General features: G+C 60.4%; 18 protein-coding genes. 2 read left to right on the forward strand and 16 right to left on the reverse strand.

Annotated features, from left to right (window positions below):
- Positions 1–93: 93 nt before the first annotated feature.
- From CFB10_RS02545 to CFB10_RS02600, 12 genes are all read right to left on the reverse strand, one after another.
- Entirely contained in the window at positions 94–747 is a 654-nt protein-coding gene (locus CFB10_RS02545) for a protein-L-isoaspartate(D-aspartate) O-methyltransferase (RefSeq protein ID WP_026364136.1), read from the reverse strand.
- Positions 744–1,514, reverse strand: a complete 771-nt coding sequence (gene surE, locus CFB10_RS02550; protein ID WP_020012736.1) for a 5'/3'-nucleotidase SurE — start codon at positions 1,512–1,514, stop codon at positions 744–746. The genes CFB10_RS02545 and surE overlap by 4 nt, the downstream gene beginning before the upstream one ends.
- Before the next feature lie 213 nt (positions 1,515–1,727).
- Entirely contained in the window at positions 1,728–3,011 is a 1,284-nt protein-coding gene (gene serS / locus CFB10_RS02555; protein ID WP_020012737.1) for a serine--tRNA ligase, read from the reverse strand.
- A gap of 104 nt (positions 3,012–3,115) precedes the next feature.
- Positions 3,116–3,919 (reverse strand): twin-arginine translocase subunit TatC, encoded by an 804-nt coding sequence (gene tatC / locus CFB10_RS02560; protein ID WP_020012738.1) that lies wholly within the window; start codon positions 3,917–3,919, stop codon positions 3,116–3,118.
- Complete coding sequence (tatB, locus tag CFB10_RS02565) at positions 3,916–4,653, reverse strand: Sec-independent protein translocase protein TatB (protein ID WP_020012739.1); 738 nt, start codon at positions 4,651–4,653, stop codon at positions 3,916–3,918. The genes tatC and tatB overlap by 4 nt, the downstream gene beginning before the upstream one ends.
- Before the next feature lie 56 nt (positions 4,654–4,709).
- On the reverse strand, positions 4,710–4,916 hold the full coding sequence (locus CFB10_RS02570) for a twin-arginine translocase TatA/TatE family subunit (protein WP_003509722.1): 207 nt from the start codon (positions 4,914–4,916) through the stop codon (positions 4,710–4,712).
- 128 nt (positions 4,917–5,044) lie between these two features.
- Complete coding sequence (scpB, locus tag CFB10_RS02575; protein ID WP_020012741.1) at positions 5,045–5,779, reverse strand: SMC-Scp complex subunit ScpB; 735 nt, start codon at positions 5,777–5,779, stop codon at positions 5,045–5,047.
- Positions 5,772–6,617 carry a ScpA family protein gene (locus CFB10_RS02580; protein WP_026364137.1) on the reverse strand — a complete coding sequence of 282 codons (846 nt, stop codon included), beginning with the start codon at positions 6,615–6,617 and terminating at the stop codon, positions 5,772–5,774. Before CFB10_RS02580 ends, scpB begins: the two co-directional genes overlap by 8 nt.
- Positions 6,618–6,675: 58 nt before the next feature.
- Positions 6,676–7,692, reverse strand: a complete 1,017-nt coding sequence (nagZ, locus tag CFB10_RS02585) for a beta-N-acetylhexosaminidase (RefSeq protein WP_026364138.1) — start codon at positions 7,690–7,692, stop codon at positions 6,676–6,678.
- Positions 7,693–7,939: 247 nt separating this feature from the next.
- Positions 7,940–10,960, reverse strand: a complete 3,021-nt coding sequence (locus tag CFB10_RS02590; protein ID WP_020012744.1) for an SPOR domain-containing protein — start codon at positions 10,958–10,960, stop codon at positions 7,940–7,942.
- Between the two features lie 66 nt (positions 10,961–11,026).
- Complete coding sequence (gene argS, locus CFB10_RS02595; RefSeq protein WP_026364139.1) at positions 11,027–12,784, reverse strand: arginine--tRNA ligase; 1,758 nt, start codon at positions 12,782–12,784, stop codon at positions 11,027–11,029.
- Positions 12,785–12,860: 76 nt separating this feature from the next.
- On the reverse strand, positions 12,861–14,078 hold the full coding sequence (locus CFB10_RS02600; RefSeq protein ID WP_020012746.1) for a deoxyguanosinetriphosphate triphosphohydrolase: 1,218 nt from the start codon (positions 14,076–14,078) through the stop codon (positions 12,861–12,863).
- Between the two features lie 215 nt (positions 14,079–14,293).
- On the opposite strand from CFB10_RS02600, the gene erpA reads away from it, so the two are divergent.
- Both erpA and xth read left to right on the forward strand, forming a co-directional pair.
- Positions 14,294–14,626: an iron-sulfur cluster insertion protein ErpA gene (gene erpA / locus CFB10_RS02605; RefSeq protein WP_020012748.1), complete on the forward strand. Its 333-nt coding sequence runs from the start codon at positions 14,294–14,296 to the stop codon at positions 14,624–14,626.
- A 310-nt stretch (positions 14,627–14,936) separates the two neighbouring features.
- Complete coding sequence (gene xth / locus CFB10_RS02610) at positions 14,937–15,734, forward strand: exodeoxyribonuclease III (RefSeq protein WP_020012749.1); 798 nt, start codon at positions 14,937–14,939, stop codon at positions 15,732–15,734.
- Positions 15,735–15,776: 42 nt separating this feature from the next.
- Here xth and exoR read toward each other — a convergent pair whose 3' ends face one another.
- The 4 genes from exoR to popZ form a co-directional block, all read right to left on the reverse strand.
- Positions 15,777–16,571, reverse strand: a complete 795-nt coding sequence (gene exoR / locus CFB10_RS02615) for an exopolysaccharide production regulator ExoR (protein ID WP_020012750.1) — start codon at positions 16,569–16,571, stop codon at positions 15,777–15,779.
- A 562-nt stretch (positions 16,572–17,133) separates the two neighbouring features.
- Positions 17,134–18,423, reverse strand: a complete 1,290-nt coding sequence (locus CFB10_RS02625) for an outer membrane protein transport protein (protein ID WP_003509739.1) — start codon at positions 18,421–18,423, stop codon at positions 17,134–17,136.
- Positions 18,424–18,882: 459 nt separating this feature from the next.
- Positions 18,883–21,726: a valine--tRNA ligase gene (locus CFB10_RS02630; RefSeq protein WP_020012751.1), complete on the reverse strand. Its 2,844-nt coding sequence runs from the start codon at positions 21,724–21,726 to the stop codon at positions 18,883–18,885.
- Between the two features lie 219 nt (positions 21,727–21,945).
- The gene (popZ, locus tag CFB10_RS02635) at positions 21,946–22,932 is read right to left on the reverse strand and encodes a cell division protein PopZ (protein WP_026364140.1); all 987 of its coding nucleotides are present in this window, start codon (positions 22,930–22,932) and stop codon (positions 21,946–21,948) included.
- Between the last annotated feature and the right edge of the window lie 175 nt (positions 22,933–23,107).

Below are 23,107 nucleotides of genomic sequence, written 5' to 3' on the forward strand. Positions count from 1 at the left end.
TGTTGAGACAATAATGATATTAAAAATCAGATAGTTGCGACAATTCAGAACATTAGGAGACAAAAATAGAATGTCTCCAAAATTTTCAGTTTGTCACAAATGGCGCGCAATATGGGTGCTGAGCGGCAAATAAGGCGCCTCGAACAGCTCTTCCTTCTCGAAGCGGCTGCCGGTCTTGGAGAAACGCGTCATCACGCAGCGGTCGCCTTCAAGAATGATCGGCGCGATCATCATGCCGCCGGAAACGATCTGCTCGGCAAAGAAGCGGGGCATGGTGGTAAAGGCGGCGGTGGAGACGATGCGGTCGAAGGTTCCCTCGCCCACCAGACCGTTGCTGCCATCCGCCTGGCGGATGACGACATTGCGGATGGAGAGATCATCGAGACAGTTCTGCGCCTGCTGCACCAGCGTCTTGTAGCGCTCCAGCGAAAAGACGCGCTCCACCCGGCGTGCAATTATCGCCGTCATGAAACCGCTGCCCGTGCCGATTTCCAGCACGCGCTGGCCGGGTTTCAGCTGCAGGCGGGCGAGAATCTTCACCGCCATGTCAGCGCCTTCCATGAAGGCGCCGCAGTCGATCGGGATCGTGCGGCTGGAATAGGCGTCAGCGGCAAATTGCGGCGGCACGAATTTGGAACGCGGCGTCTGCTCGACCGCCGTCAGAAGGTCAAGGTCGGAAATCCCCTCGCCCCTTAAGCGGAGAACGAGAGCGGCAAAACCTTCCTTTTCGACCATTGCGGATTTCAATCGGCGACTCCGAATCCAAGTGCTTGCGCAACCCGATCCTTCACCGTGTAGTCCGTCAGGTCAAGCTTAAGCGGTGTGACCGAAATCTTGCCGTGCTTCAAGGCGTGAATATCCGTGCCCTCGCGGAAGGTGCCGAGGCGCTCGCCGAAGCGCAGCCAGTAATAAGGAAGACCGCGACCATCCTGCCGCTCCTCCACCGTCAGGCCGAAATCGAGCTTGCCCTGCCCGGTGACGGACACGCCCTGCACATCCTTTGGCGCACAATTGGGAAAATTGAGATTGAGGAAGGTGCCGTCAGGCAGATCGACATCAATGAGCTTGCGGATGAGATCGGGCGCATAGGTTTCAGCGACTTCCCACGGCACGACGCGGCCTTCGCCATGGCTGAACGCCTGGCTCAGCGCAAAGGAACGCACGCCCTGCAGCGTGCCTTCGATGGCGCCGGCAATGGTGCCGGAATAGGTCACGTCATCGGCCATATTGGCGCCGGCATTGACGCCTGACAGCACGAGATCGGGTTTTTCCGGCAGGACTTCGCGAATGCCCATGATGACGCAATCGGTGGGCGTGCCGCGCAGCGCGAAATGTTTGTCGGAAACCTTGCGCAGACGCAGGGGTTCGGAAAGCGTCAGCGAATGGGCAAGCCCGCTCTGGTCTGTCTCCGGCGCGACGATCCAGACATCGTCGGACAGCGTGCGGGCGATACGCTCCAGCACGGCCAGACCTTCGGCGTGAATACCGTCGTCATTCGTCAGCAAAATCCGCATGTTTCTCTCTCCGCTTCTCATGTCTTCAGTGACGGAGCATCCTCTCCTCCGGCGGTGAAGTGTGCAGTTCACTCAACGTCATCCTCGGGCCTGTCCCGAGGATCTAATCACGTCCAAATAAATCGATAGGTTGCAGATCTTCGGGACAGGCCCGAGGATGACGGTCGGAGTAATTGGCAGACTCTCCTTCCAATAACACGATGCCGCGCTCTCTTAAGCCGCCTTCTCGATGCGCTTCAGACCACCCATATAGGGCAGCAGCACGTCTGGAATTGTGACGGAACCGTCGTCGTTCAGGTAATTTTCGAGAACGGCGATCAGGCAGCGGCCGACGGCGGTGCCGGAACCGTTCAGCGTATGAACGAACTTCGTCGCCTTGTCGTCCTTGCCGCGATAACGCGCATTCATGCGCCGCGCCTGGAAATCGCCGCAGACCGAGCAGGACGAAATTTCGCGATAGGTGTTCTGGCCGGGCAGCCACACTTCCAGATCGTAGGTCTTGCGGGCGCTGAAGCCCATGTCGCCGGTGCAGAGCGTCATGGTGCGGAAATGCAGGCCGAGACGCTTCAGAACCTCTTCGGCGCAGGCCGTCATCCGCTCATGTTCGGCAACGGCGCTTTCCGCATCGGTGATGGAGACGAGCTCACATTTCCAGAACTGGTGCTGGCGCAGCATGCCGCGTGTGTCGCGGCCGGCCGAGCCCGCTTCCGAACGGAAGGACGGCGTCAGCGCGGTGAAGCGCAGCGGCAGCTTCTCCTGGTCGAGAATTTCGCCGGAGACGAGGTTGGTCAGCGTCACCTCGGCCGTCGGGATCAACCAGCGGCCATCCGTAGTCTTGAACAGGTCCTCGGAGAATTTCGGCAATTGCCCGGTGCCGAACATCGCCTCGTCGCGCACCATCAGCGGCGAGGAGACTTCGGTATAGCCGTGTTCCGAGGTGTGCAGGTCGATCATGAACTGGCCGAGCGCCCGTTCCAGACGCGCCAGCTGGCTGGTCAGCACGGTAAAACGTGCGCCCGAAAGCTTGGCGGCACGCTCGAAATCCATATAGCCGAGCGCTTCGCCAATCTCGAAGTGCTCCTTTGCCTCATGGTTCCAACCGGGCTTCTGACCGACGACGCGGGCGACCACATTGTCATGCTCGTCCTTGCCATCGGGCACATCATCGAAGGGCATGTTGGGCAGGCGCGACAGGGCGTCGTTCAACTCGGCGGTGACCAGACGGTCCTCCTCCTCGGCGCGCGGCATGTTATCTTTGAGGTCGGCGACTTCGGCCTTGAGCTTTTCAGCCAGCTCCATGTTCTTCTGCGCCATGGCGGCGCCGATTTCCTTGGAAGCGGCATTGCGGCGCGACTGCATGTCCTGCAGGGACTGGATAACGGAACGGCGCTTTTCATCAAGCGCGATCAGGCCGCTGGCGGCCGGCTCCGCGCCACGGCGCGCAAGCGCCGCATCAAAGGCTTCGGGGTTTTCGCGTATCCATTTAATGTCGTGCATCGTCGTTCCAGACTGTTGTTGGTAGCCCGCGTTTCATCAGCAAAACGCCGGGCGAAGGGCCCGGCGCGAGGAAACTGGATGAGCGGGAAGACCGTGGCGAAGCGTCAGGTCTCTTCCAGCTCCGTGCTTTTGGATTCCGCCGCACGTTTCCTCTCCACGAGTCGAGCCATGTAGATGGAAATCTCGTAGAGAATGATCGCAGGCAGCGCAAGACCGATCTGGGACATGGGGTCCGGCGGCGTCAGCACGGCTGCGACCACGAAGGCGAGCACGATGGCGAACTTGCGCTTCTCACGCAGCCAGTCGCTGGTCAGAAGTCCGACGCGGGCCAGAAGCGTGGTGACCACAGGCAGCTGGAACACCAGACCGAAGGAGAGGACCAGCGTCATGATGAGGCTCAGATACTCCGACACCTTCGGCATCAGGGAAATCGCCACCTCACCATCCTCAGGCAATTGCTGCATGGCGAGGAAGAACCACATGACCATGGGCGTGAAGAAGAAATAGACGAGCGCCGCACCGACAAGGAACAGGATCGGGGAAGCGATGAGAAATGGCAGGAAGGCGGCGCGCTCGTTCTTGTAGAGACCGGGCGCCACGAATTTGTAAAGCTGCGAGGCGATCACCGGGAAGGAGATAACCATGGCGCCGAACATCGCAACCTTGATCTGCGTGAAGAAGAATTCCTGCGGCGCGGTATAGATCAGCGACGATTTCGTGACATCCAGACCCGCCCAGAGCACGGCCCATTTATAGGGAATGACAAGCAGGTTGAAGAGATGTTTGGCAACAGCGAAACAGGCGATGAAGGCGACGAAAAATGCGCCGAGCGACCAGATCAGCCGCGTGCGCAACTCCATGAGATGCTCGATCAGCGGCTGCGGCTTATCCTCGATGTCCCCGCTCATGCTTCATCCTTCTTGGGCTTTGCAGCCTTGGTTTTTGCCGTTTTCGCCGGCTTGGCATCGGCCACCGCCGCCTTGTCTGCGGAAGACTTCCGGACGGCCGCCTTTTTGGCGACTGCCTTCAGGGCGGGCTTCGAGGCGGCGGGCTCACTGGTTTTCACGGTGACGGCGGTTTCGGGCGCTGCGGCAACCTTGCTCCGGGCTGCACGTTTCGGCTTGGCGGCAACCGCTTCGGCCTCAACAGTCGCAATAGATTTCGCCCGTGCGCGCTTCGGCTTCTCCTCCGCAGCGACGGCCGCGGCAACCGGCGCAGCGGGCGCGGCAACAGCAGGCGGCGCATCCGGCAGCTTCATTTCAGGCTCAGGCACGCTGACCAGCGGCGCGACCGGCTCGCCTGTCGCCGGCGCCGGCGTGGATGAAAGGCCATCCGGCGCAGCCGTCGCCTTCTGGAGATCGGACTTGATCTCGTTGCCGAGCTGGCGAAGCGGGTTCATCGCATCGCGCAGCGAGTTGGTGGGATTGAGATTGCGGACATCGGAGATCGTCTGGCGCACATCGTCCATGTCGGCCTCTTTCAAGGCCTCATCGAACTGCTTGCGGAAATCGCCCGCCATCTTGCGAAGGCCGGCCATCGTCTTGCCGAAGGCGCGGATCATGGGCGGCAAGTCTTTCGGTCCGACGACCACGATCAAAACGACCGCAATCACCAGAAGCTCGCTCCAGCCGATATCTAACATCAATATGCTCCCGAGACCCTAACGCCCGTCAGTCTCACACCAAGCGGCAAGGCCGCTTACTTGATCTCGTCAGCCTTGTGGTCGACGGTCTTCGTGTTGGCATCGGCCGGCGGCGGCGTCTGGTCTTCGTCAGCCATGCCCTTCTTGAAGCTCTTGATGCCCTTTGCGACATCACCCATCAATTCCGGGATCTTGCCGCGTCCGAAGAGCACGAGAACGATCACCAGCACGATGAGCCAATGCCACACACTAAAAGAACCCATAACTGAAACTCCTGAATTTCGCTTTCAGACGATGTAAGACGTTTGAAAGGCTTTTTCAAACGACAAATCGTCGCTTCAACAGCGAGTGCGCATAAAGTTTTCGTGGCCTCGCCAACAGGATGGCGATATCAATCGTCGCCATCGCCGCCGCCAGGCGCAAGCAGGCCCAGTTCCTCCAGATCAAGCTGCGTGATCGGGTCTTCGTCCTCACGCAATTCGTCGCTCATCATCGGCAGAGGCACGCCGAAATTGGAGGGGATGCGGCCTGAAAGCAGCCCTGCGCCCTTCAATTCCTCAAGGCCCGGCAGATCGCGCAATTCCTCAAGGCCGAAATGGTCAAGAAACTCCACCGTGGTGCCGATCGTCACCGGCCGGCCGGGGGTGCGCCTGCGGCCACGGAACCTGACCCAGCCCGCCTCCATCAGCACATCAAGCGTGCCGCGCGAGGTCTGAACACCGCGGATTTCCTCGATTTCGGCGCGTGTCACCGGCTGATGATATGCGATAATCGCCAGAACTTCCAGCGCCGCGCGCGACAGCTTCTTCGGCTCCTTTTCCTCGGCGCGAATGACGAAGGAAAGATCGCCGGCGGTGCGGAAGGCCCATTGCCCGCCCACCTGCACGAGATTGACGCCCCGTTCCGCATAGACAACCTTGAGACGCTGCAGAATGGCGACGACATCGATGCCGCGCGGCAGGCGCTCGGCGATGAAAGCCACGGAAACCGGCTCGGACGAGGCAAAGACCAAAGCCTCGGCGATCCGCTCGGCCTCCTTCAGCTGCCGTTCGGAAAATACCGTGGGCTCGAATCCTACCCCATCTGTCGCGATCATCGCCTCGCCGGTCTCTTCATCATCAGTCATTATCGTTCCTCCCGGCACTGGCTGCGGGCTCATCCCTCGTGCCGCGGCGCATATAGATGGGCTGGAAAGCGCCCTCCTGCCGGATTTGCAGCGATCCCTCGCGCACCAGCTCCAGCGAAGCGGCAAAGGCGCTGGCAATCGCCGTCACCCGCATGGCGGGATCGGGCACATATTGCAGCAGATATTGGTCGAGCACGGTCCATTCCCCGACATCGCCGAGGAGGTGGGTCAGAAGCTCGCGCGCCTCGACAAGCGACCAGACCTGCCGTTTTTCAATCGTGACCTGGGTAATCGCCTGCCGCTGCCGCAGATTGGCATAGGCGCTGAGCAGATCATAAAGATTGGCCTCATAGGCCGAGCGGTTGATATGGGGAATATGCTCCGGTGCGCCGCGGGCAAAAACATCGCGGCCGAGCTGGGCGCGGTTGACGAGGCGCTCCGCCGCCTCGCGCATCGCCTCCAGGCGTTTCAGCCGGAAAGCCAGCGTCGCCGCCATTTCCTCGCCCGAGGGGCCGTCATCCTTGGATTGCTGCGGAATGAGGAGCTTGGATTTGAGGAAGGCGAGCCATGCCGCCATCACGAGATAATCGGCCGCAAGCTCGATGCGCACGCGACGCGCACTTTCCACGAATTGCAGATATTGTTCGGCGAGCGCCAGCACCGAAATGCGCGACAGATCGACCTTCTGCGTGCGCGCAAGATGCAGGAGAAGATCGAGCGGGCCTTCGAAACCCGCGACATCGATGACCAGCCCGGCCTCACCCGTCAACCGCTCCGGCGTCACGTCCTGCCAGAGCTTGTCCATCGGTGTCGAATTGCGAGACTTGTCTGCGGCCATTGTTCCATCCGCCGGGCGTCCGGCCTTGATCCCGAGTGAGCGGCCGCCCCCAAGATCGTCAGGAAACGGCCCACATGGCGTTGAATTCGGCTCTCAGTTCCGCTTCGTCGGACGGGTCCGCAATCGGGAAACCCGATTCAACTGCCCGCACCCGCTCCAGCGAGCGGCCGGAAAGAACGGGAACCTCCTTCACGACTTCAAGCATTTCACCCATCACGCCGTTGCAATGCAAGACTATATCGCAGCCACCCGCAACAATATTCGCAGCCCGCTCGCCCAGCGTACCCTTCAACGCGTTCATGGAACTGTCGTCGGACATCAGCAGGCCGTCAAAGCCGATGCGGCCGCGAATGATCTCCTCGATGACCTTCGGCGAGGTCGTCGCAGGCCGTTCGCGGTCGACGGCATTGAATACCAGATGCGCGCTCATCGCCATCAATTCGTGGTTCAGCGCCCGGAACGGCACAAAATCATGGGCGTCCAGCTCATCGAGCGGTACATCGACAACAGGCAGTTCATGGTGCGAATCCACCATGCCTCGGCCATGGCCCGGCATATGTTTCATGACGGGCAGCATGCCGCCCGCCTTCAGCCCGTCGGCCGCCGCCTGCCCCATCTCGGCCACCATGGTCGGCGTGTAGCCATAGGCGCGGTTGCCGATGACGTTGCTGGCGCCTTCCACCGGCACGTCAAGCACCGGCAGGCAATCGACGTTGATACCGAATTTCATGAGGTCGAAGGCGTGCAGGCGCGACATCAGCCAGGCGGCGCGCAGGCCCGCCCCCCGGTCGCGCTCATAGATTTCACCGAGAATGCGGGCGTTCGGATAGGCCTGCAGGATCGGCGGCTTGATGCGCTGCACGCGCCCGCCCTCCTGATCGATCAGAACCGGCGCGTCTGGCCGCCCGACGGCGTCGCGCATGGCGGCGACGAGATCGGTGATCTGCTGCGGCTCGCCGATATTACGCCCGAACAGGATGAAGCCCCAGGGCTGTTCATCGCGGTAAAGGGCAATCTCGTCGGCCGTCAGCGAAAGCCCGCTGCATCCGAGGATCATAGCTTTGCAATCGGTCATGATGTCACGCTCTCAGGAAATGGAATGGGAAATGGCCTTGTACCGAAAGGCGTGGGGAGGAGTGTCAAACTCTCCGCCGTCATGCTCGGGCCTGTCCCGAGCATCTGCAACCGACCGGCTGGCGAAACGTTGGCAGATCCTCGGCACAAGGCCGAGGATGACGTCGCGTGTGGGGAAAACCCTTCCCCACCCAAAGAAGGGTTGCCCTAGAAGGCAACCCCAATCTTACAAGCCGTATTGGCCGCTATCAGCGCGCCACCAGGCAGCTGCCGCCGGCTGAGCGGAACTTTTCGCACAGCGCCACGGCTTCGTTCTTGTCACCCGCCGGGATGCGGACGCGGTAGAACGTGCCCTTGCCGGCGATTTCGGCGGCCTTGATGTCGACGCCGCGTCCACCGATGACCGAGCCGAACTTGGCCGACATGTTCTGGTAGGACTTCTGGGCTTCCGCCTGGCTCGGCAGCGAGGCGATCTGGATGTAATAGCCGCCGGCGGAAGGCGTGCTGGTCGCTGCAGGCGTTGCGGCCGCCGTCTGCTGCTGCGCGGCCTGCGGCTGCGCCGGAGCGGTCGCGGGGCGCACATTGCCCTGGTTGGTCACCGTCGCCACCACATTGGCAGGCTGCGAGGACGGACGCGCCGCTGGAAGCGGTGCCGCCGACTGTGCTGCCGGTTTAGCGGCAGCGGCAGGCGTGTTGGCCTGCGGCTGAGCCGCCTGTTCCGGCGCGACCGGAACCCGCGATGCGGCGATGACGGCGGGAGCGCCCTCACCGGGCTTGGCGGTCTGCGGCGCTGCAAGCTCCTCGACCTTGTCGGCCTTCGGCGGCTGGGCTGCCGGCACCTCGACCTCCTGGGCAACCAGCGTGCCGTCAGGCTTGACGATCATGGTGCGGACCTTGCGCGGCGAAACGCCGGTTGCAGCCGAACCTTCGTTCTGTGCGGCCTTTTCTTCCGGCGAAAGCAGGCGCGGATCCTCGGTCTCGCCAACCGGCGTACCGGCGGTTTCCATATCCGCGTCGTTTTCGCCTTCAAGCGGCAATTGTTCGGGGATCAGCGTGCGCTGAACCACATCCACCGGCTGCTCGTTGCTGGAAATCAGCGCCGGCTGCTTCGGATCGGCAGCGCTGCCGCCGGCCACACGGTCATAAACCGCCTTGTCCTGATTTGGCACGACGCGACCGCCCGGATTTTCCGGCACGACCTTCATCGGGTCGTTGTCGGCGGAAATGATAACAGGCGCGCCGTTGGAACCCGTGCTGGACGAGCCGCCGGAAACCAATGCGTAAACGCCGCCACCGATCAGCACCAGACCGATTGCCGCGGCAACCGGCATGATCCAGCGGCGACCGCCGCGTTCATCTTCATCACGATAAGCCGCCTGATGGTCGACATAGGTGTTTTCGGCATCGCGCGGGGCGCTGCCACGGGAAGCCGCAGCCTCCTGCATGGAACGACGGAAATCCTCTTCCAGCGCCCGTTCGAATTCATCGGCCTCTTCCGGAGCCTGAACAGGGCGCGCCTGGGCGGCGCCGCGATTTTCCGCATGCTTGTGACGATCGAGACCACCGGCGACAGCAGGCGCAAACAGCGTCGCAAGCTCGGTATCGATATCGAGATCTTCCTCGTGACGGCGCGCGGCCGGCTTGGGTTCAAAAACCCCGACCGGCAGTTCCGGCACATCCATTTCGGCGATGGTTTCCGGATGTTCTTCCGTCTCGCCGATCTGCGAAGGATCGAAAGGCAGGCTTTCCAGCGTCTGCGGTGCGACTGGCTGCGGTGCTGCTGCAACAGCGGGGCGCGGCTGAGCCGGAACGGCGGCTACCGGTGCGGCCACGGGAGCCGGGCGCGGCTGCGGCGCGGGCTGTTCCCTCACCGGCTGCGGTGCTACGGCGGCAACGGCGACCGGAGCGACCGGCTGCTGGCGAACGGGCTGCGGCACGGGCGCAGGTGCAACTTCCGCCTCGGCGATTTCAGACAGGTCCAGATCAAGATCGAGATCGTCGAGCGCAAGCTCGAAATCATCATCGTTGAAGCCGGCGAAATCAGTGAAATCCAGCTCTTCAGCGGGTGCTGCAGGCGCAGCAGCGGCAATCGGCGCCGCCTTCACCGGCGCGGCGGCAACCACGGGCGGCTCCACCTTCGCAGCGGGAACGTCCTGCACGAGCGGTGTTTCACCGCGACCGGGAATGGAATATTTCGCGACGTCGTAAATCAGCTCGTCCATCGGCGAGAGATGTTTCGCTGCCGGCTTCTCGGCAACCTCAAACGCCAGAGGCTCTGCGGCCGGCGTGAAGGTCTCGGCGACCGAAGGCGCAAAGGACGGAGCGGTCTCCACCGCCTGAACGACGGCAGGCGCGGGAGCGGCTTCGACCTGCGGCTCGATGCGGGCTGCGGCAGGCTGCAGCTCGGAGCGCGGCTCAACCCGCTTCGGATCGACAGCCGAAACATCCCGGCGCGCGCCGAAATTGGCGAGCGGCAGCCGCAGGCTGGAGAATTCCAGCGAAGACCGGCCGCCATGCGACGGCGGACGCACGGAAATCGGTGCGGGCGCTTCCTCGGCGACAGCTATTTCCACCTCATCGGCGAGATCGAAAGCCTGCGGCTCCGGTTGATAGGACTGAACATTGCTCGAAACATCGGCCGGGAGCTCCGGCATGGCGTGCCATTCGGGCTGCACGGGCTCGGCGGCCTGCGGCTCTTCCCATGCTGCCTGCTGGGCGACCGGCTGGTAAACCATCGGCTCGGCGGGACGCGACTGGCGCGAATGCACATCGAAAACTTCCGCCACCGCGCCGGCATCATCGCGGAAATCCGCGCGAATATCCTGCGTGGTCGTTTCGACGTAGTTGTGAATATAGGCCTGATCGATTTCCGGAAGCGGCTCTTCCCTCACCTCTGGCGCAGATGCGGCCACGGGTGCGGGTTCGGCCACCGGCGCAAGCTCCGGCTCACGGCGGGCGAAAACAGATTCGACACGCTGCATGAAATCGTTGGGGTGGATGCCCGCACGAACATCGTTTGCCGGATCAAGAACGACCGGATCGGCGTGCGGCGCATCGTAAACCTCGAACTCCCGAAGCAGCTCGTCCTCGAGGTTGAACTCGGGTTCGCGGCGGGTCGCCGGTGAGGCAGCGCGTGGCGCAGCTTCGGAACCCGCATGCGAAGGACGATCTTCGAAGCCGACGATACGCGCCAGCTCTGCCAGGGGATCGTTGTCAGCGAAGCCTTCGGACCGGGTGTCCCGGTTATACGCGACATTTTTTTCGACCATTACGTGTTCCACCATCTACGCATTGCAGCTCTTGCCAGCGTATTGTGAGCAAATAATGGTGATATGTTATCGCATTTCAGCAGGTGCGTCCGCTCCTAAAAGCGTAAGGCCGGACCTCAAAACATTTGCGACAGCATTCACCAGCCCAAGTCTGGCAATGCTCAATTCTCGGTTTTTATCGTTAATAAAACGTAATTCCTGATGGTCTTTACCCTTGTTCCAGTGTCCATGGAAGGAACTGGCGAGATCATAGAGGTAAAAAGCAAGCCGGTGCGGCTCATGCGAAAGGGCCGCCGATTCGATCAGGCGCGGATATTCGGCGAGCTTTGCAACCAGCTGCAACTCGTTGATATCGCTGATCAAAGCGACAGATGCCGCCATCTCTTCCGCAGAGGGAGCAAGCCCCGGAAACGCTTCCTGCGCTTGCCGGAAGATCGACATTGAGCGGGCGTGCGCATATTGCACGTAAAAAACCGGATTATCCTTCGATTGTTCGGTCACTTTCGCGAAATCGAAGTCCAGCGGCTCGGAATTCTTCCGATAAAGCATCATGAATCGCACGGGATCGCGACCCACTTCGTCGACGACATCACGCAGAGTGACGAAGTCGCCGGAGCGTTTCGACATCTTCACCGGCTCGCCGTCGCGGAACAGCTTGACGAGCTGGCACAGAAGAACCGTCAGCTTCGACTTGCCCTCGGAGACGGCGCGCGCAACGGCTTCAAGACGCTTGACGTAACCGCCATGGTCAGCGCCGAGCACATAGATCATCTCGGAGAAACCACGGTCGAACTTGTTCTTGAAATAAGCGACGTCGGCGGCGAAATAGGTGTAGGAGCCATCCGATTTCATCAGCGCGCGGTCCATGTCGTCGCCCACTTCCGTGGAGCGGAACAGCGTCTGTTCGCGGTCTTCCCAGTCCTCAGGCAATTCGCCCTTCGGCGGCGGCAGGGTGCCCTTGTAGACATGGCCCTTGAAGGTGAGATCGTTGATGGCCGAGAGAATGGGGCCGCCATTGCCCTCATGCAGCGTGCGCTCCGAGAAGAACACGTCGTGCCGGACGTTGAGCAGCGCAAGATCCTCGCGGATCATCACCATCATCGCGTCGATCGCCTTGTCTTTCACGATCGGCAGCCATTTTTCCTCGGGCATGGCGCGCAGCTTGATGCCATATTCATCCGCCAGCGCCTGGCCAACGGGAACGAGATAGTCACCGGGGTAGAGACCGGACGGAATGGTGCCGATATCTTCGCCAAGCGCCTCGCGGTAACGCAGGAACACCGAACGGGCCAGCACATCGATCTGCGAGCCGGCATCGTTGATGTAATATTCCTTGGTAACGCCGTAACCCGCAAAAGCGAGCAGGTTCGCCAGCGTGTCGCCCACCACGGCGCCACGGCAATGGCCGACATGCATCGGGCCGGTCGGATTGGCGGAGACATATTCGACGTTGATCTTCTGGCCTGCACCGATGGTGGAGCGGCCGAAATCGATACCCTGGCTGATCATGTCGGCCAGAAGACGCTGCCAGTAACCGACCGAGACCTTGAGATTGATGAAACCGGGACCCGCGACATTGACGCTGTCGACGTCGCCATCGGCCTGAAGTGCGGGCACGATGAGTTCGGCAAGCGCGCGCGGATTGGTGCCGAGCGGCTTCGCCAGCACCATGGCGGCATTGGTTGCAACATCGCCGTGGCTCAGATCACGCGGGGATTCGACCGTAATTCGACTGAAATCGACCTTTTCGCGGTTCTCTTTCACGAGATCGAGGGTCTCGAGCGCGTTTTTGATCCTGGTATCGAAATCAGCAAAAATGTTCATCGTTCCAACCTGCGCGAAGGGCTTCTGTTTATGTCCGGCCATCATAACCGGGTCGGCTCCGCGATTGCCCGCTGCCCTATCGCAAATCGGGGGTGTGGTCAAACAGACGCTGGTGGGCGCGCAGTGCATAACTGTCGGTCATCCCGGCCAGATAGTCGCCCACATGCCGGGCTTTTGCGGCCACGCTCATGCCGGAAATGCTGTCCACCCAGTAGTGGCTCTGCATTTCCGCCGGTGTTTCCATATAACGGTGGAAAAGATCGGTGACTATCTGTGTCGCACCGGCGCGGATGCGCATGATTTCCGGATGCCGGTAGATATGGCCGAACAGCAGCTTCTTGATCTGCCGGTCGGTCTCGGCCATCTCAGGCGAGAAGGTCGCGACGGTGAAATCGGCGGCGCGAATATCGGCCGCGCTTCGCGGTTTCAGGCGGGCAAGATTCTGCTGCGCAACGCCTATCACATCCTCGACCATGTGGGTGATCTGCCGGCGCATGATCTCATTGGCGAAACGCTCCTTGTCGAGCACGGGATATTTCGCCCGCACCTGCGCCATCAGGCCGCTGAGGAAAGGCACCTCCTCCAGCATCTCGAAGGTGAGATAACCGGCGCGCAGGCCGTCATCGATGTCGTGGGTATTATAGGCGATATCATCGGCAATCGCCGCCACCTGCGCCTCGAGGCTCGCATAGGTGCCGATTTCCAAATCCTGCAGCTCGCAATATTCGAGGATGGGCAGCGGAACCGGTCCCTTGATCCCCTCACCCTTGGCGTTCACCAGCGGGCCATTGTGTTTGACGAGCCCTTCGAGCGTCTCCCAGGTGAGGTTGATGCCGTCATATTCGGCATAACGGCGCTCCAGCTTCGTGACGATGCGCAGCGACTGCGCATTGTGGTCGAAACCGCCATAGAGCAACAGAACCGCATCCAGCGCGTCTTCGCCGGTATGGCCGAAGGGCGTGTGGCCGAAATCATGCACCAGCGCCACGCCTTCGGCGAGATCCTCATCGAGCTTCAGCGCGCGGGCGAGCGCTCGCGCAATCTGCGCAACTTCGATGGTGTGGGTGAGACGGGTGCGATAATGGTCGCCGTCAGGGCTGATGAAGACCTGGGTCTTGTGCTTCAGGCGGCGAAAGGCTGTCGTGTGGACGATGCGGTCACGGTCGCGCTGGAATTCGGAACGCGTCAGGCTTCCCTCTTCGGGAAAAAGACGGCCGCGCGTGGTCCATGGATCAGAGGCGAAAACCGCCCTCTCGCCACTTCCGAAACCCAATGCGCGCTGGTCTATGATCATGCATCCACCTGTTGTCTTCTCTGGCCGGTACTTCCTTTTGGTCTCGGCCATTGACCTTTTCATTCACCCTTCATACCTATCGCAGACGTCAGCGCAAAGCATCATCGCCGCGCTGACCGCCTTCACACAGGCTATAGACCGGGAATTTGACCGGTTTATAATGGTGACAACGAGATTATTGCTCTCCGGTTCTTGACCCCGGCAGGAGAAACGACATGGAAAACAGCGACATTACCCTTTCGGAAGCAGCGGCGAAGCGAATCGCCCAGATCGTCGCAGCCGACGCCGGCAAACAGGCGCTGCGCGTTTCGGTGGAAGGCGGCGGCTGCTCGGGCTTCTCCTACAAGTTCGATCTGGCCGAAGACAAAACCGATGACGACATCGTGATCGCCCGCGGCGACGCCAAGGTGCTGATCGACAGCCTGTCGGTTGTCTATATGGCCGGCTCCGAAATCGACTTTGTGGACAATCTGCTCGGGCAATCCTTCCAGATCAAGAACCCCAACGCCGTGGCAAGCTGCGGCTGTGGCACGAGCTTTTCTATTTGAGCGAATGGCCCGCGACTCCACCTCGATGCTCTCAACTTTGAGGTGATGCGCATTTCTCTCCTCCCCTCATCCCTGTGCTTGTCACAGGGATTCAGCCAGCCCAAGTCCTTGGGCTGAGAAGAGTCCTTTCGCCGCGCAGACGCGCGTCGGCTGGATTCCTGTGACAAGCACAGGAATGAGGGACGAAAAAACGCAGCGATGCCGCCCGCCCGCCCGGCGTCTTTCCACCACATCCACAGGGCCGTTTTCCAAAAACGGTGGCAATCGATTTTACATCGGGTAAAAGTACCCTCACAAAAGGGAAACTCCGATGAAGATTGCCACCTGGAACATCAATGGCGTCAAGGCGCGTATCGAAAACCTCTGCCAGTGGCTGAAGGATTCATCGCCCGATATCGTCTGCCTTCAGGAAATCAAATCGGTCGACGAGGGTTTTCCCCGGCTTGAGCTGGAAGCGCTCGGTTATCAAGTCGAGACTCACGGCCAGAAGGGCTTCAATGGCGTGGCGCTGCTCTCGAAGGTAAAGCCCGACGAAGTCAATCGCGGCCTGCCGGGCGACGACGCCGACGAACAGGCGCGTTTCATCGAAGGCGTGTTTTCCGTCGAAGGCGGCGCGATCCGCGTCTGCTCGCTTTACCTGCCGAATGGCAATCCGCCTGACGATCCGGTCAAATATCCCTACAAGCTTGCCTGGATGGAGCGGCTGCGGCGTTTTGCCGAAGATCGCCTCGCGCTTGAGGAACCGCTGATCCTCGCTGGCGACTACAATGTCATCCCCGAGCCGTTCGATTGCCACGACCCACGCGTGTGGGAAGGTGATGCTTTGTTCCTGCCGAAGACCCGCGCCGCCTTCCGCAAGCTGGAGAATCTGGGCTTCACCGATGCCGCGCGGGCGACGACGGATGAAGCAGGACTTTATTCCTTCTGGGATTATCAGGCCGGCGCATGGCCGAAAAACAACGGCATCCGCATCGATCATCTGATGTTATCGGCCGAAGCTGCCGACCGGCTGCAATCCGTCAGCATCGAAAAACATGTGCGGGCCTGGGAAAAACCGTCCGACCATGTGCCGGTCTGCGGTTATTTCGCTTTCAGTCCGGCCGGCTGACCGGCCCTCTTCGGGCGGAAGAAGCCGCCCTGATCGCCATTCTCAATCCGGATCGTTGAACTGCATGTTCTGCGCCATGGCGATCGCCGCGCGGCGATCGTTCTCACCGGCGAGCGAAAAAGCCTGCTCCTGGAGGTTCTGTATCCAGGTGCAGTCCACCGCCGTGCATTTGTCGAGCGCAGCCGTCATGAAGGCGAGGCCCTGCGTCGTCTGGCCTTCCTGGAAGATCAGGTTGCCGAAGATCGACATGGCGCCGGCATGGCCGTGCTTGCGGGCCTGGTTGAGCCACTTCTTGGCCTGCTGCACATCCGCACGGCCGCCCTCGCCGGCAAGAATCATCTCCGCCAGACGGAACTGCGCTTCAGCGACACCAAAGGTGGAGGCCACCTGGAAATAAAGCTGTCGGGCCTGCGAAAGGTCCATTTTGACAGGGCTGCCGGGAATGCCGTGACGGTAATAATCGGCGAGAGAAAGCAGCGCATTGACGAAGAAGCCGGTATCTTCCGAACCCGGCTCGACGCCCTGATTGGCGATTTCGCTGTAGATCTTGAAAGCTTCGAAGTCGTTCTTGGCGACGCCGTCGCCATAGGCATACATATTGGCCAGCGCCCAGCGCGAGCCGGTATGGCCCTTTTCAGCCGCGTAGCGATAGGCCTCGACGGCTTCACCCTTGTTGCCGTTCTTGTAGGCCTTGAAGCCGAACTTGAACAGGTCGAAGGGGCCGGATTCCTTGGTCACGCCCGCATTGATGTCAAAAGCCGCAGCAGGCATTGCGAGCGACGCAAGCAACATGCCCATGAGGAGCGGCTTTAAAACGTTGGCTTCACATTTCAGCATTTCAGCGAACTTCTCTCACTCTTCCCGGCATATAGCCAATACTTGCGGAATACTGCAAAGCCGAACCCGCCGGGTCGCGATTTTTCGAACACACTGCGTCTTTCCGGCAGCACTTTCCAGCGCACCACCGGTGGTCATCTGCGGCAATTGCCCTCATTTTCCAGTGAGACAGATATAGGCATAATTTCCGGCAATATAACGGCATTTCACCGTCCACCGGTCAGCGCCAAACAAGAAAGCCGGACCAAATTCCCGTATTACTTGCTTAAACCCTGAATCCAAACCCGTTTTCACTTTCCGGCCTTGCGCACCACCACATCAAACGCCTGCATGTTCTTTCATTCCCGCGTCCCTAAACATAAGCCAAGCACCCTGTTTGTGGCGGGAAATGGACAGATATGCTCACATTCCAACGCGACCACACGCTTGCAGAAAAGTGTTGCCAAATCGTCACAAAACTTTCGGGCTAGAAAATTTTATCGAGCAGGAATCATAGTCGCGCATGAAAAAAGGCCCGGTTGGTAAACCGGACCTTTATTTTAGCATCTACGGAAGGATGGTGTCAGAACTTGACCTTCACGCCGGTCGAGATTGCTGCGACGAGGTCGTTACCGAAGTCGTAGCCCGCCTCGTTGCCGCAGGTGAAGCCTGCGCCGCACGGTCCGCCATTGATGGACGAGCTACCCGAGGTGAGAAGGCCGAGAGCGCCGGCAATCTTGAACTCGATGTTCTTGTTCGGGGAGTAGACGATCTGCGTGCCCAGTGTCCAGGTGTCGGTCTGGGTGCCGATGACGGTCGATGTACCGCGATCCCAGGTCAGGCTCACAGCACCGCTCCACTGTTCGTTGAACTTGTGACCGACGCCGCCGGAAATCGTCCAGCCGTCGCGATAAAACAGGTCGAGCGTGTTCAGCGTGTCTGCGCCACTTGGAACGCAGGGCGACGTGCCGACCGCGCAGAAAGGAATAACCTGAATCTGGCTCCAGTCCGTCCACTTGACCGAACCGAAAGCAAGCCAATCCGGCGCAATACCGGATTGCACCTTGAGCTCGATGCTGTCAGGCATGGAAACAGAGCCATAGATCGGCACGAGCTTGCCGCCGTATTTTGCGAGCGTGGGAGATATGGACGGCGGCGTCTGCGGGATCGCCCTGACATCGGCGAAACCGGTCAGGTCGTGATCGACGGCGCTGTTGTAAACGAGGCTCGCACGGAACGCGATCTCGGGAATCTCATAGGCCATGCCGGCGCGCCAGCCCCAGCCGTCACCTTCCATCTCAAGTTTGCCGACGCCGCTGAAGCTGGACCAGGCCGGATTGAGGCCCAGAACGGCCGGGCCGAGAACCTGACGGTATTTATAACCGCTCAATTCCTGATAGAAGCCGCCGCCGATGATCGAGAAGTCACCCTTGCCAAGATCGAACTTCACGCGGCAGGTGGTGGCGTAATTGTGCGACTTGACCTTGGTTTCGATGTTGTAGCTCGAACCCTGCCAGATGCCGGGATTAAGGTGCGCGCCCCATGGCTGCGAATAGTCGAACATGCAGTCGCCGAAATCGCCGATTGCCGCCTTGGCGCCGACGCGGGTCGACCAGAAGTTTTCAGAGTCATCTGCGCTTCTTGACCAGGCCGCAGGCAAAGGACCGCTCTTCAGCGGATTGTCCCGCGCATTCTCCACCTTGCGCTGCGGCGCGACAAAGGTCGCGGAACTGTCGAGAACATAATCGGACGGATCGAACAGCAGGTCGATATTGTAACCACCGCGCTCAAGGCCACCCGCCAGTGAAGGCGTTACCGCCGCGATGCTGACTGCGAAACATACCGCGCCGCGAAAAATTGCAGTTTTTGCCATCTCTCTCCCCAATCAAGGCAATGTGATCATCAAAAGAGTGAAGCGCTTCGCAGCAAATGACAATCTGCCGCACACTGGCACAGTTCTGCGACACTTCTCCATTTTTTACGTAAGAATTTGATGTCGATCCCCTTGCATAGTCATTTTAGGTTATTTTTCTAATCCAATTGAAGCAATCCGACATAAAATGAAACAAATTCCCACTTGAGACAGGAATTGTCTCCAAATAACCACACTCACGGGTTTCCCGAGGAAACGCGCTTATCAGGCCGTTTTTGTTGGCTTTTTTAACTGTTCGGACAGTTTCTTGCTGAAAATGGCGTGAAATAATCGCTCATTCGAGCGCACATGATTCGCCATTGCAGTGCAGCAATCAATCGAGACGACTTGTTACGCCAAAGCAAAAAAACGCCCCGTTTCAAACGGGGCGTTTTTGTTTCTCCAAAGCCGTAAGCGGTATTACCCCGCTTCGCTGACCCGTGTGAGCGCCGTTCTCAGGCTTGCAAGCTGCACTTCCAGCTCGGCCTTGCGCTCGCGCTCGGCAGCAACCACTTCCGGATCGGCATTGGCCACGAATTTTTCGTTCGACAGCTTTTTGTCGATGCGTTCCATTTCCGCATCCACCTTGCCGATCGCCTTTTCGAGACGGGTCTGCTCAGCCGCGAGATCAACGAGGTTGCCGAGCGGCAGGCAGACCGTCGCCTCGCCAACGATGATCTGCGCGGAACCCTTCGGCGCAACCTCGGCGGCACGGATTTCATCCGCCCGTGCTAAGCGCCGGATGGCGGCGGCGTGGCGGTCGAGCCGCGCTTCGGTGGAGGTATTGGCGCCGACGACCACAAGCGAGGCGGTGGCGCCCGGCGGCACATTCATTTCGGCGCGCGCGGAGCGGATGCCGGAAACGAGATCGATCAGCCAGTTGATTTCCGCAGCTGCGGCATCATCGCGGAACTCCGGCGTCGGCCAGTCGGTGAGGCAAAGCAGATCATCCCGCTCCTCGCCCTCGCCCGCCGTGTGCGCCCAAAGCTCTTCGGTCATGAAGGGCATGAAGGGATGCAGGAGCTTGTAGATCTCTTCCAGAACATAGGCCGCACAGGCCTGGGATTCCCGCTTCGCCTTTTCGTCCTCGCCGCCGAAGACGGGCTTCAGCAGTTCCAGATACCAGTCGCAGAACTGGTTCCAGACGAAACGATAGAGAATGCCTGACGCATCGTTGAAGCGGAAGTTCTCAAGCGCCGCCGTCACGTCGCGCGCCGTATTGGCAAGCTCGGTCAGGATCCAGCGGTTGATGGTCAGCGATGCAGTTTCAGCCAGGAAGTGCGGATCGCGCTTGACGCCATTCATCTCGGCAAAGCGCGTGGCGTTCCAGAGCTTGGTGCCGAAGTTGCGGTAACCGGCAATACGAGCCGGATCGAGCTTCACGTCGCGACCCTGCGCCGCCATGATGGCCAGCGTGAAACGCAGCGCATCCGCGCCGTATTCGTCGATGAGTTCCAGCGGGTCGATGACGTTGCCCTTGGACTTCGACATCTTCTGGCCGTTCTTGTCGCGAACCAGCGCATGGATATAGACCGTGCTGAAGGGCTCGACCGGATTGCCGGCGTCGTCCTTCATGAAATGCAGGCCCATCTGCATCATCCGCACCACCCAGAAGGGAATGATGTCGAAGCCGGTAACCAGCACGTTGGTCGGGTAATAACGCGCCAGTTCAGGCGTCTGTTCAGGCCAGCCGAGCGTCGAGAACGGCCAGAGCGCCGACGAGAACCAGGTGTCGAGCACGTCTTCGTCGCGCGTCAGGATGTCGCCCGGCGCGAAGTTTTCGAGCTTCTCCTCGACCCAGGCCTTCCACGGACCTTCATGGGCGATATAGTGCTGGATGGCGGCCTGCAGCGCCTCTTCTTCGGTCTTCTCAACAAAGACCTGCCCGTCCGGGCCATACCATGCCGGAATCTGGTGTCCCCACCACAATTGCCGCGAGATGCACCACGGCTGGATATTCTCCATCCACTGGAAGTAAGTGTTTTCCCAGTTCTTCGGCACAAAATTGGTGCGGCCTTCGCGAACCGAGGCAATCGCCGGCTGCGCCAGCGTCTTGTTGTCCACCCACCACTGGTCGGTCAGGCGCGGCTCGATCGGCACGCCGCCGCGGTCGCCATGCGGCACCACATGCTTGTGCGGCTCGATCTTGTCGAGCAACCCGGCCTCTTCGAAGATTTCAACGATGATCTTGCGCGCGGTAAAGCGATCCTGTCCTTCCAGACGATCCCATGCGCCGTGCAGCGCAGCGGGATGGCTGAGACCTTCGAGGAAATCCTCGTTCTCCTTGATGGTGATCGTGCCGTCGATATTCATGACATTGATGGCGCGCAGGCCGCAGCGCTTGCCGACTTCGAAATCGTTGAAGTCATGCGCGGGCGTGATCTTCACGACGCCCGTGCCGGCGGTCGGATCGGCATAGTCATCGGCAACGATCGGGACCTTGCGGCCGACGATCGGCAGGATGACATGCTTGCCGACAATGCCCTTGTAACGCTCATCCTCAGGGTTCACCGCAATGCCGGTATCGCCGAGCATCGTTTCCGGGCGCGTCGTGGCGACGACGATATAATCGCGGGTCTCGAACTCGGTGGGCTTGCCCTCCTCATCGAAAGCGATCGGATACTGATAGGTAACGCCCTTTTCGAGCGGGTAACGCAGATGCCAGAGATTGCCCTTGACCTCGATCTGTTCGACTTCCATGTCGGAAATCGCGGTCAGCAGCTTCGGGTCCCAGTTGACCAGACGCTTGTCCTTATAGATCAGGCCCTGCTTGTAGAGCGTAACGAAAACTTCGAGTACAGCCTCGGAGAGACCTTCATCCATGGTGAAGCGCTCACGCGACCAGTCGCAGGATGCGCCAAGGCGTTTCAGCTGGTTAAAAATCAGACCGCCGGATTCGGCCTTCCATTCCCAGACCTTCTCCACGAAAGCCTCGCGGCCCATCTCACGGCGGCCGGGAAGCTGGCCTTCCATCAGCTTGCGCTCGACGACCATCTGCGTGGCGATGCCGGCATGGTCCATGCCCGGTTGCCACAGCACGTCCTTGCCGCGCATACGCTCGAAGCGGACCAGAATATCCTGCAGCGTGTTGTTGAGCGCGTGGCCCATATGCAGGGAGCCGGTCACATTCGGCGGCGGGATGACGATGGTGAAGGTTTCCGCGCCCGGCTTGGCGTTGGCGCCGGCACGAAAAGCATTAGCCTCGTCCCAGGCTTTGGCGATCTTCGGTTCGACGGATGCGGAATCGTAGGTCTTTTCGAGCATTTCCTGACCTGAATTTTAGAGTTCTTGTGTGGATTTTTTTAAATAAGGATGGACGGGAGAGAGTCAACAGAAACCCGCCCGCGAGCCAACCATTGAGCGGACCCACGGGTGACTATGACCCCATAACACCTTCATCTTCAACAAAAAAGCCGCCCCGTTGCCGGAGCGGCGGCTGTTTCATCGCATCATCAGCAATTGCAGATGCGACAAGAGCGGGACTTAGCGGCGCGAACCGCGCGCCACGCGTTCGATTTCCTCGCGCACGAGACGCTCCACCAGCGTCGGCAGATTGTCTTCCAGCCAGTCCTGCAGCATCGGGCGCAGCATCTCGGCGGCCATATCCTCGATCGAGCGCCGCTCGACACCGTCAAAAACCTCCGCCAGCTCGCTGAAGGAACGGGCGATCTGCGCACCGGCAGCGGCGGAAAGCAGATTGAGCGACAGGCCGCCCTCAACATCCGCCTCGTCTTTTGCCTGCACCTCGGCCAGATCGAATGTCGGCTTCTCACCGACAGGGTTCAGCACCGCGATGTCGAAACGCTCCGCTGTCAGCGGCGTTTCAATGGCGCCGCGCAGCGTAAGCTGATCGAAGCGGCTTTCGGCCGAAGGCGCGCTTTCGACGGCGGCGGCGGCGGCGCGATCCTCAGCGGCAAAAGACGCCGGCTGCTCGTTCACACCTGCGGCCGCCACGGCTGCCATCAGCGGCCGAACATCCGTCGGGCGCTGCGGCGCGGCGCGGTCGGAAGACGATACGGACGAAGGCTGTGATACATTCGGGGCGGCTGCGGCCGGCAACGCGGTCTCGGCCGCGCCACGCTGCGCCTGCGCGGCGAAAGCCTGCGGTCCCATGGCGGCGTTACGGTCGGCGGCGGCACGCACGCGGGCGGCGACATCGGCAAGCGACATGGTCTTTTCGGCAGAGCTTTCCTGCCGTTCAACCATGGGCCCTTCAGAAATCGGCGAAAAATCCTGCGCAGGCCGTGCGCCAAAAGCCTGGTTTGCGGCGGGGGGGACGCGTGCCGGCGGGCTGATGGGCTCCGCCACGAAAGCCGCTTCGCTTGCAGCCTCGTCTTCATCGTCATAGACCGGCGGCAACTGCCCGGAGAACGCGCCGGTGGGTCCGGTCTCGTTGCTTTCGATGATCCGGCGGATAGACGCCAGAATCTCTTCCATGGACGGTTCACGCGCTACGCTTGGCTGAGCCATATCAATCCCCGGTTTCCACTCTTCGAGCGCCCTGCCGCATCCCTCTCGGACACCGGATAAAGCGCTCCTTGACCTGTTCAATTTTCACATCGCGTTTTCGGCAACCGAAATCGATCACCACACCGATGCTCTGAAACACGGCCGGCCAAAGCGCTTGAGCAATTTTGCCGTCCCT

The sequence above is a fragment of the Agrobacterium sp. 719_389 genome, from assembly GCF_900188475.1.
Lineage (GTDB): Bacteria > Pseudomonadota > Alphaproteobacteria > Rhizobiales > Rhizobiaceae > Agrobacterium > Agrobacterium radiobacter.

What these genes read in the sequence shown, in the direction of transcription:
- surE (WP_020012736.1), bottom strand. Translation starts at nt 1,514, where the DNA reads ATGCGGATTTTGCTGACGAATGACGACGGTATTCACGCCGAAGGTCTG.
- serS (WP_020012737.1), bottom strand. Translation starts at nt 3,011, where the DNA reads ATGCACGACATTAAATGGATACGCGAAAACCCCGAAGCCTTTGATGCG.
- tatC (WP_020012738.1), bottom strand. Translation starts at nt 3,919, where the DNA reads ATGAGCGGGGACATCGAGGATAAGCCGCAGCCGCTGATCGAGCATCTC.
- tatB (WP_020012739.1), bottom strand. Translation starts at nt 4,653, where the DNA reads ATGTTAGATATCGGCTGGAGCGAGCTTCTGGTGATTGCGGTCGTTTTG.
- CFB10_RS02570 (WP_003509722.1), bottom strand. Translation starts at nt 4,916, where the DNA reads ATGGGTTCTTTTAGTGTGTGGCATTGGCTCATCGTGCTGGTGATCGTT.
- scpB (WP_020012741.1), bottom strand. Translation starts at nt 5,779, where the DNA reads ATGACTGATGATGAAGAGACCGGCGAGGCGATGATCGCGACAGATGGG.
- CFB10_RS02580 (WP_026364137.1), bottom strand. Translation starts at nt 6,617, where the DNA reads ATGGCCGCAGACAAGTCTCGCAATTCGACACCGATGGACAAGCTCTGG.
- nagZ (WP_026364138.1), bottom strand. Translation starts at nt 7,692, where the DNA reads ATGACCGATTGCAAAGCTATGATCCTCGGATGCAGCGGGCTTTCGCTG.
- CFB10_RS02590 (WP_020012744.1), bottom strand. Translation starts at nt 10,960, where the DNA reads ATGGTCGAAAAAAATGTCGCGTATAACCGGGACACCCGGTCCGAAGGC.
- argS (WP_026364139.1), bottom strand. Translation starts at nt 12,784, where the DNA reads ATGAACATTTTTGCTGATTTCGATACCAGGATCAAAAACGCGCTCGAG.
- CFB10_RS02600 (WP_020012746.1), bottom strand. Translation starts at nt 14,078, where the DNA reads ATGATCATAGACCAGCGCGCATTGGGTTTCGGAAGTGGCGAGAGGGCG.
- erpA (WP_020012748.1), top strand. Translation starts at nt 14,294, where the DNA reads ATGGAAAACAGCGACATTACCCTTTCGGAAGCAGCGGCGAAGCGAATC.
- xth (WP_020012749.1), top strand. Translation starts at nt 14,937, where the DNA reads ATGAAGATTGCCACCTGGAACATCAATGGCGTCAAGGCGCGTATCGAA.
- exoR (WP_020012750.1), bottom strand. Translation starts at nt 16,571, where the DNA reads ATGCTGAAATGTGAAGCCAACGTTTTAAAGCCGCTCCTCATGGGCATG.
- CFB10_RS02625 (WP_003509739.1), bottom strand. Translation starts at nt 18,423, where the DNA reads ATGGCAAAAACTGCAATTTTTCGCGGCGCGGTATGTTTCGCAGTCAGC.
- CFB10_RS02630 (WP_020012751.1), bottom strand. Translation starts at nt 21,726, where the DNA reads ATGCTCGAAAAGACCTACGATTCCGCATCCGTCGAACCGAAGATCGCC.
- popZ (WP_026364140.1), bottom strand. Translation starts at nt 22,932, where the DNA reads ATGGCTCAGCCAAGCGTAGCGCGTGAACCGTCCATGGAAGAGATTCTG.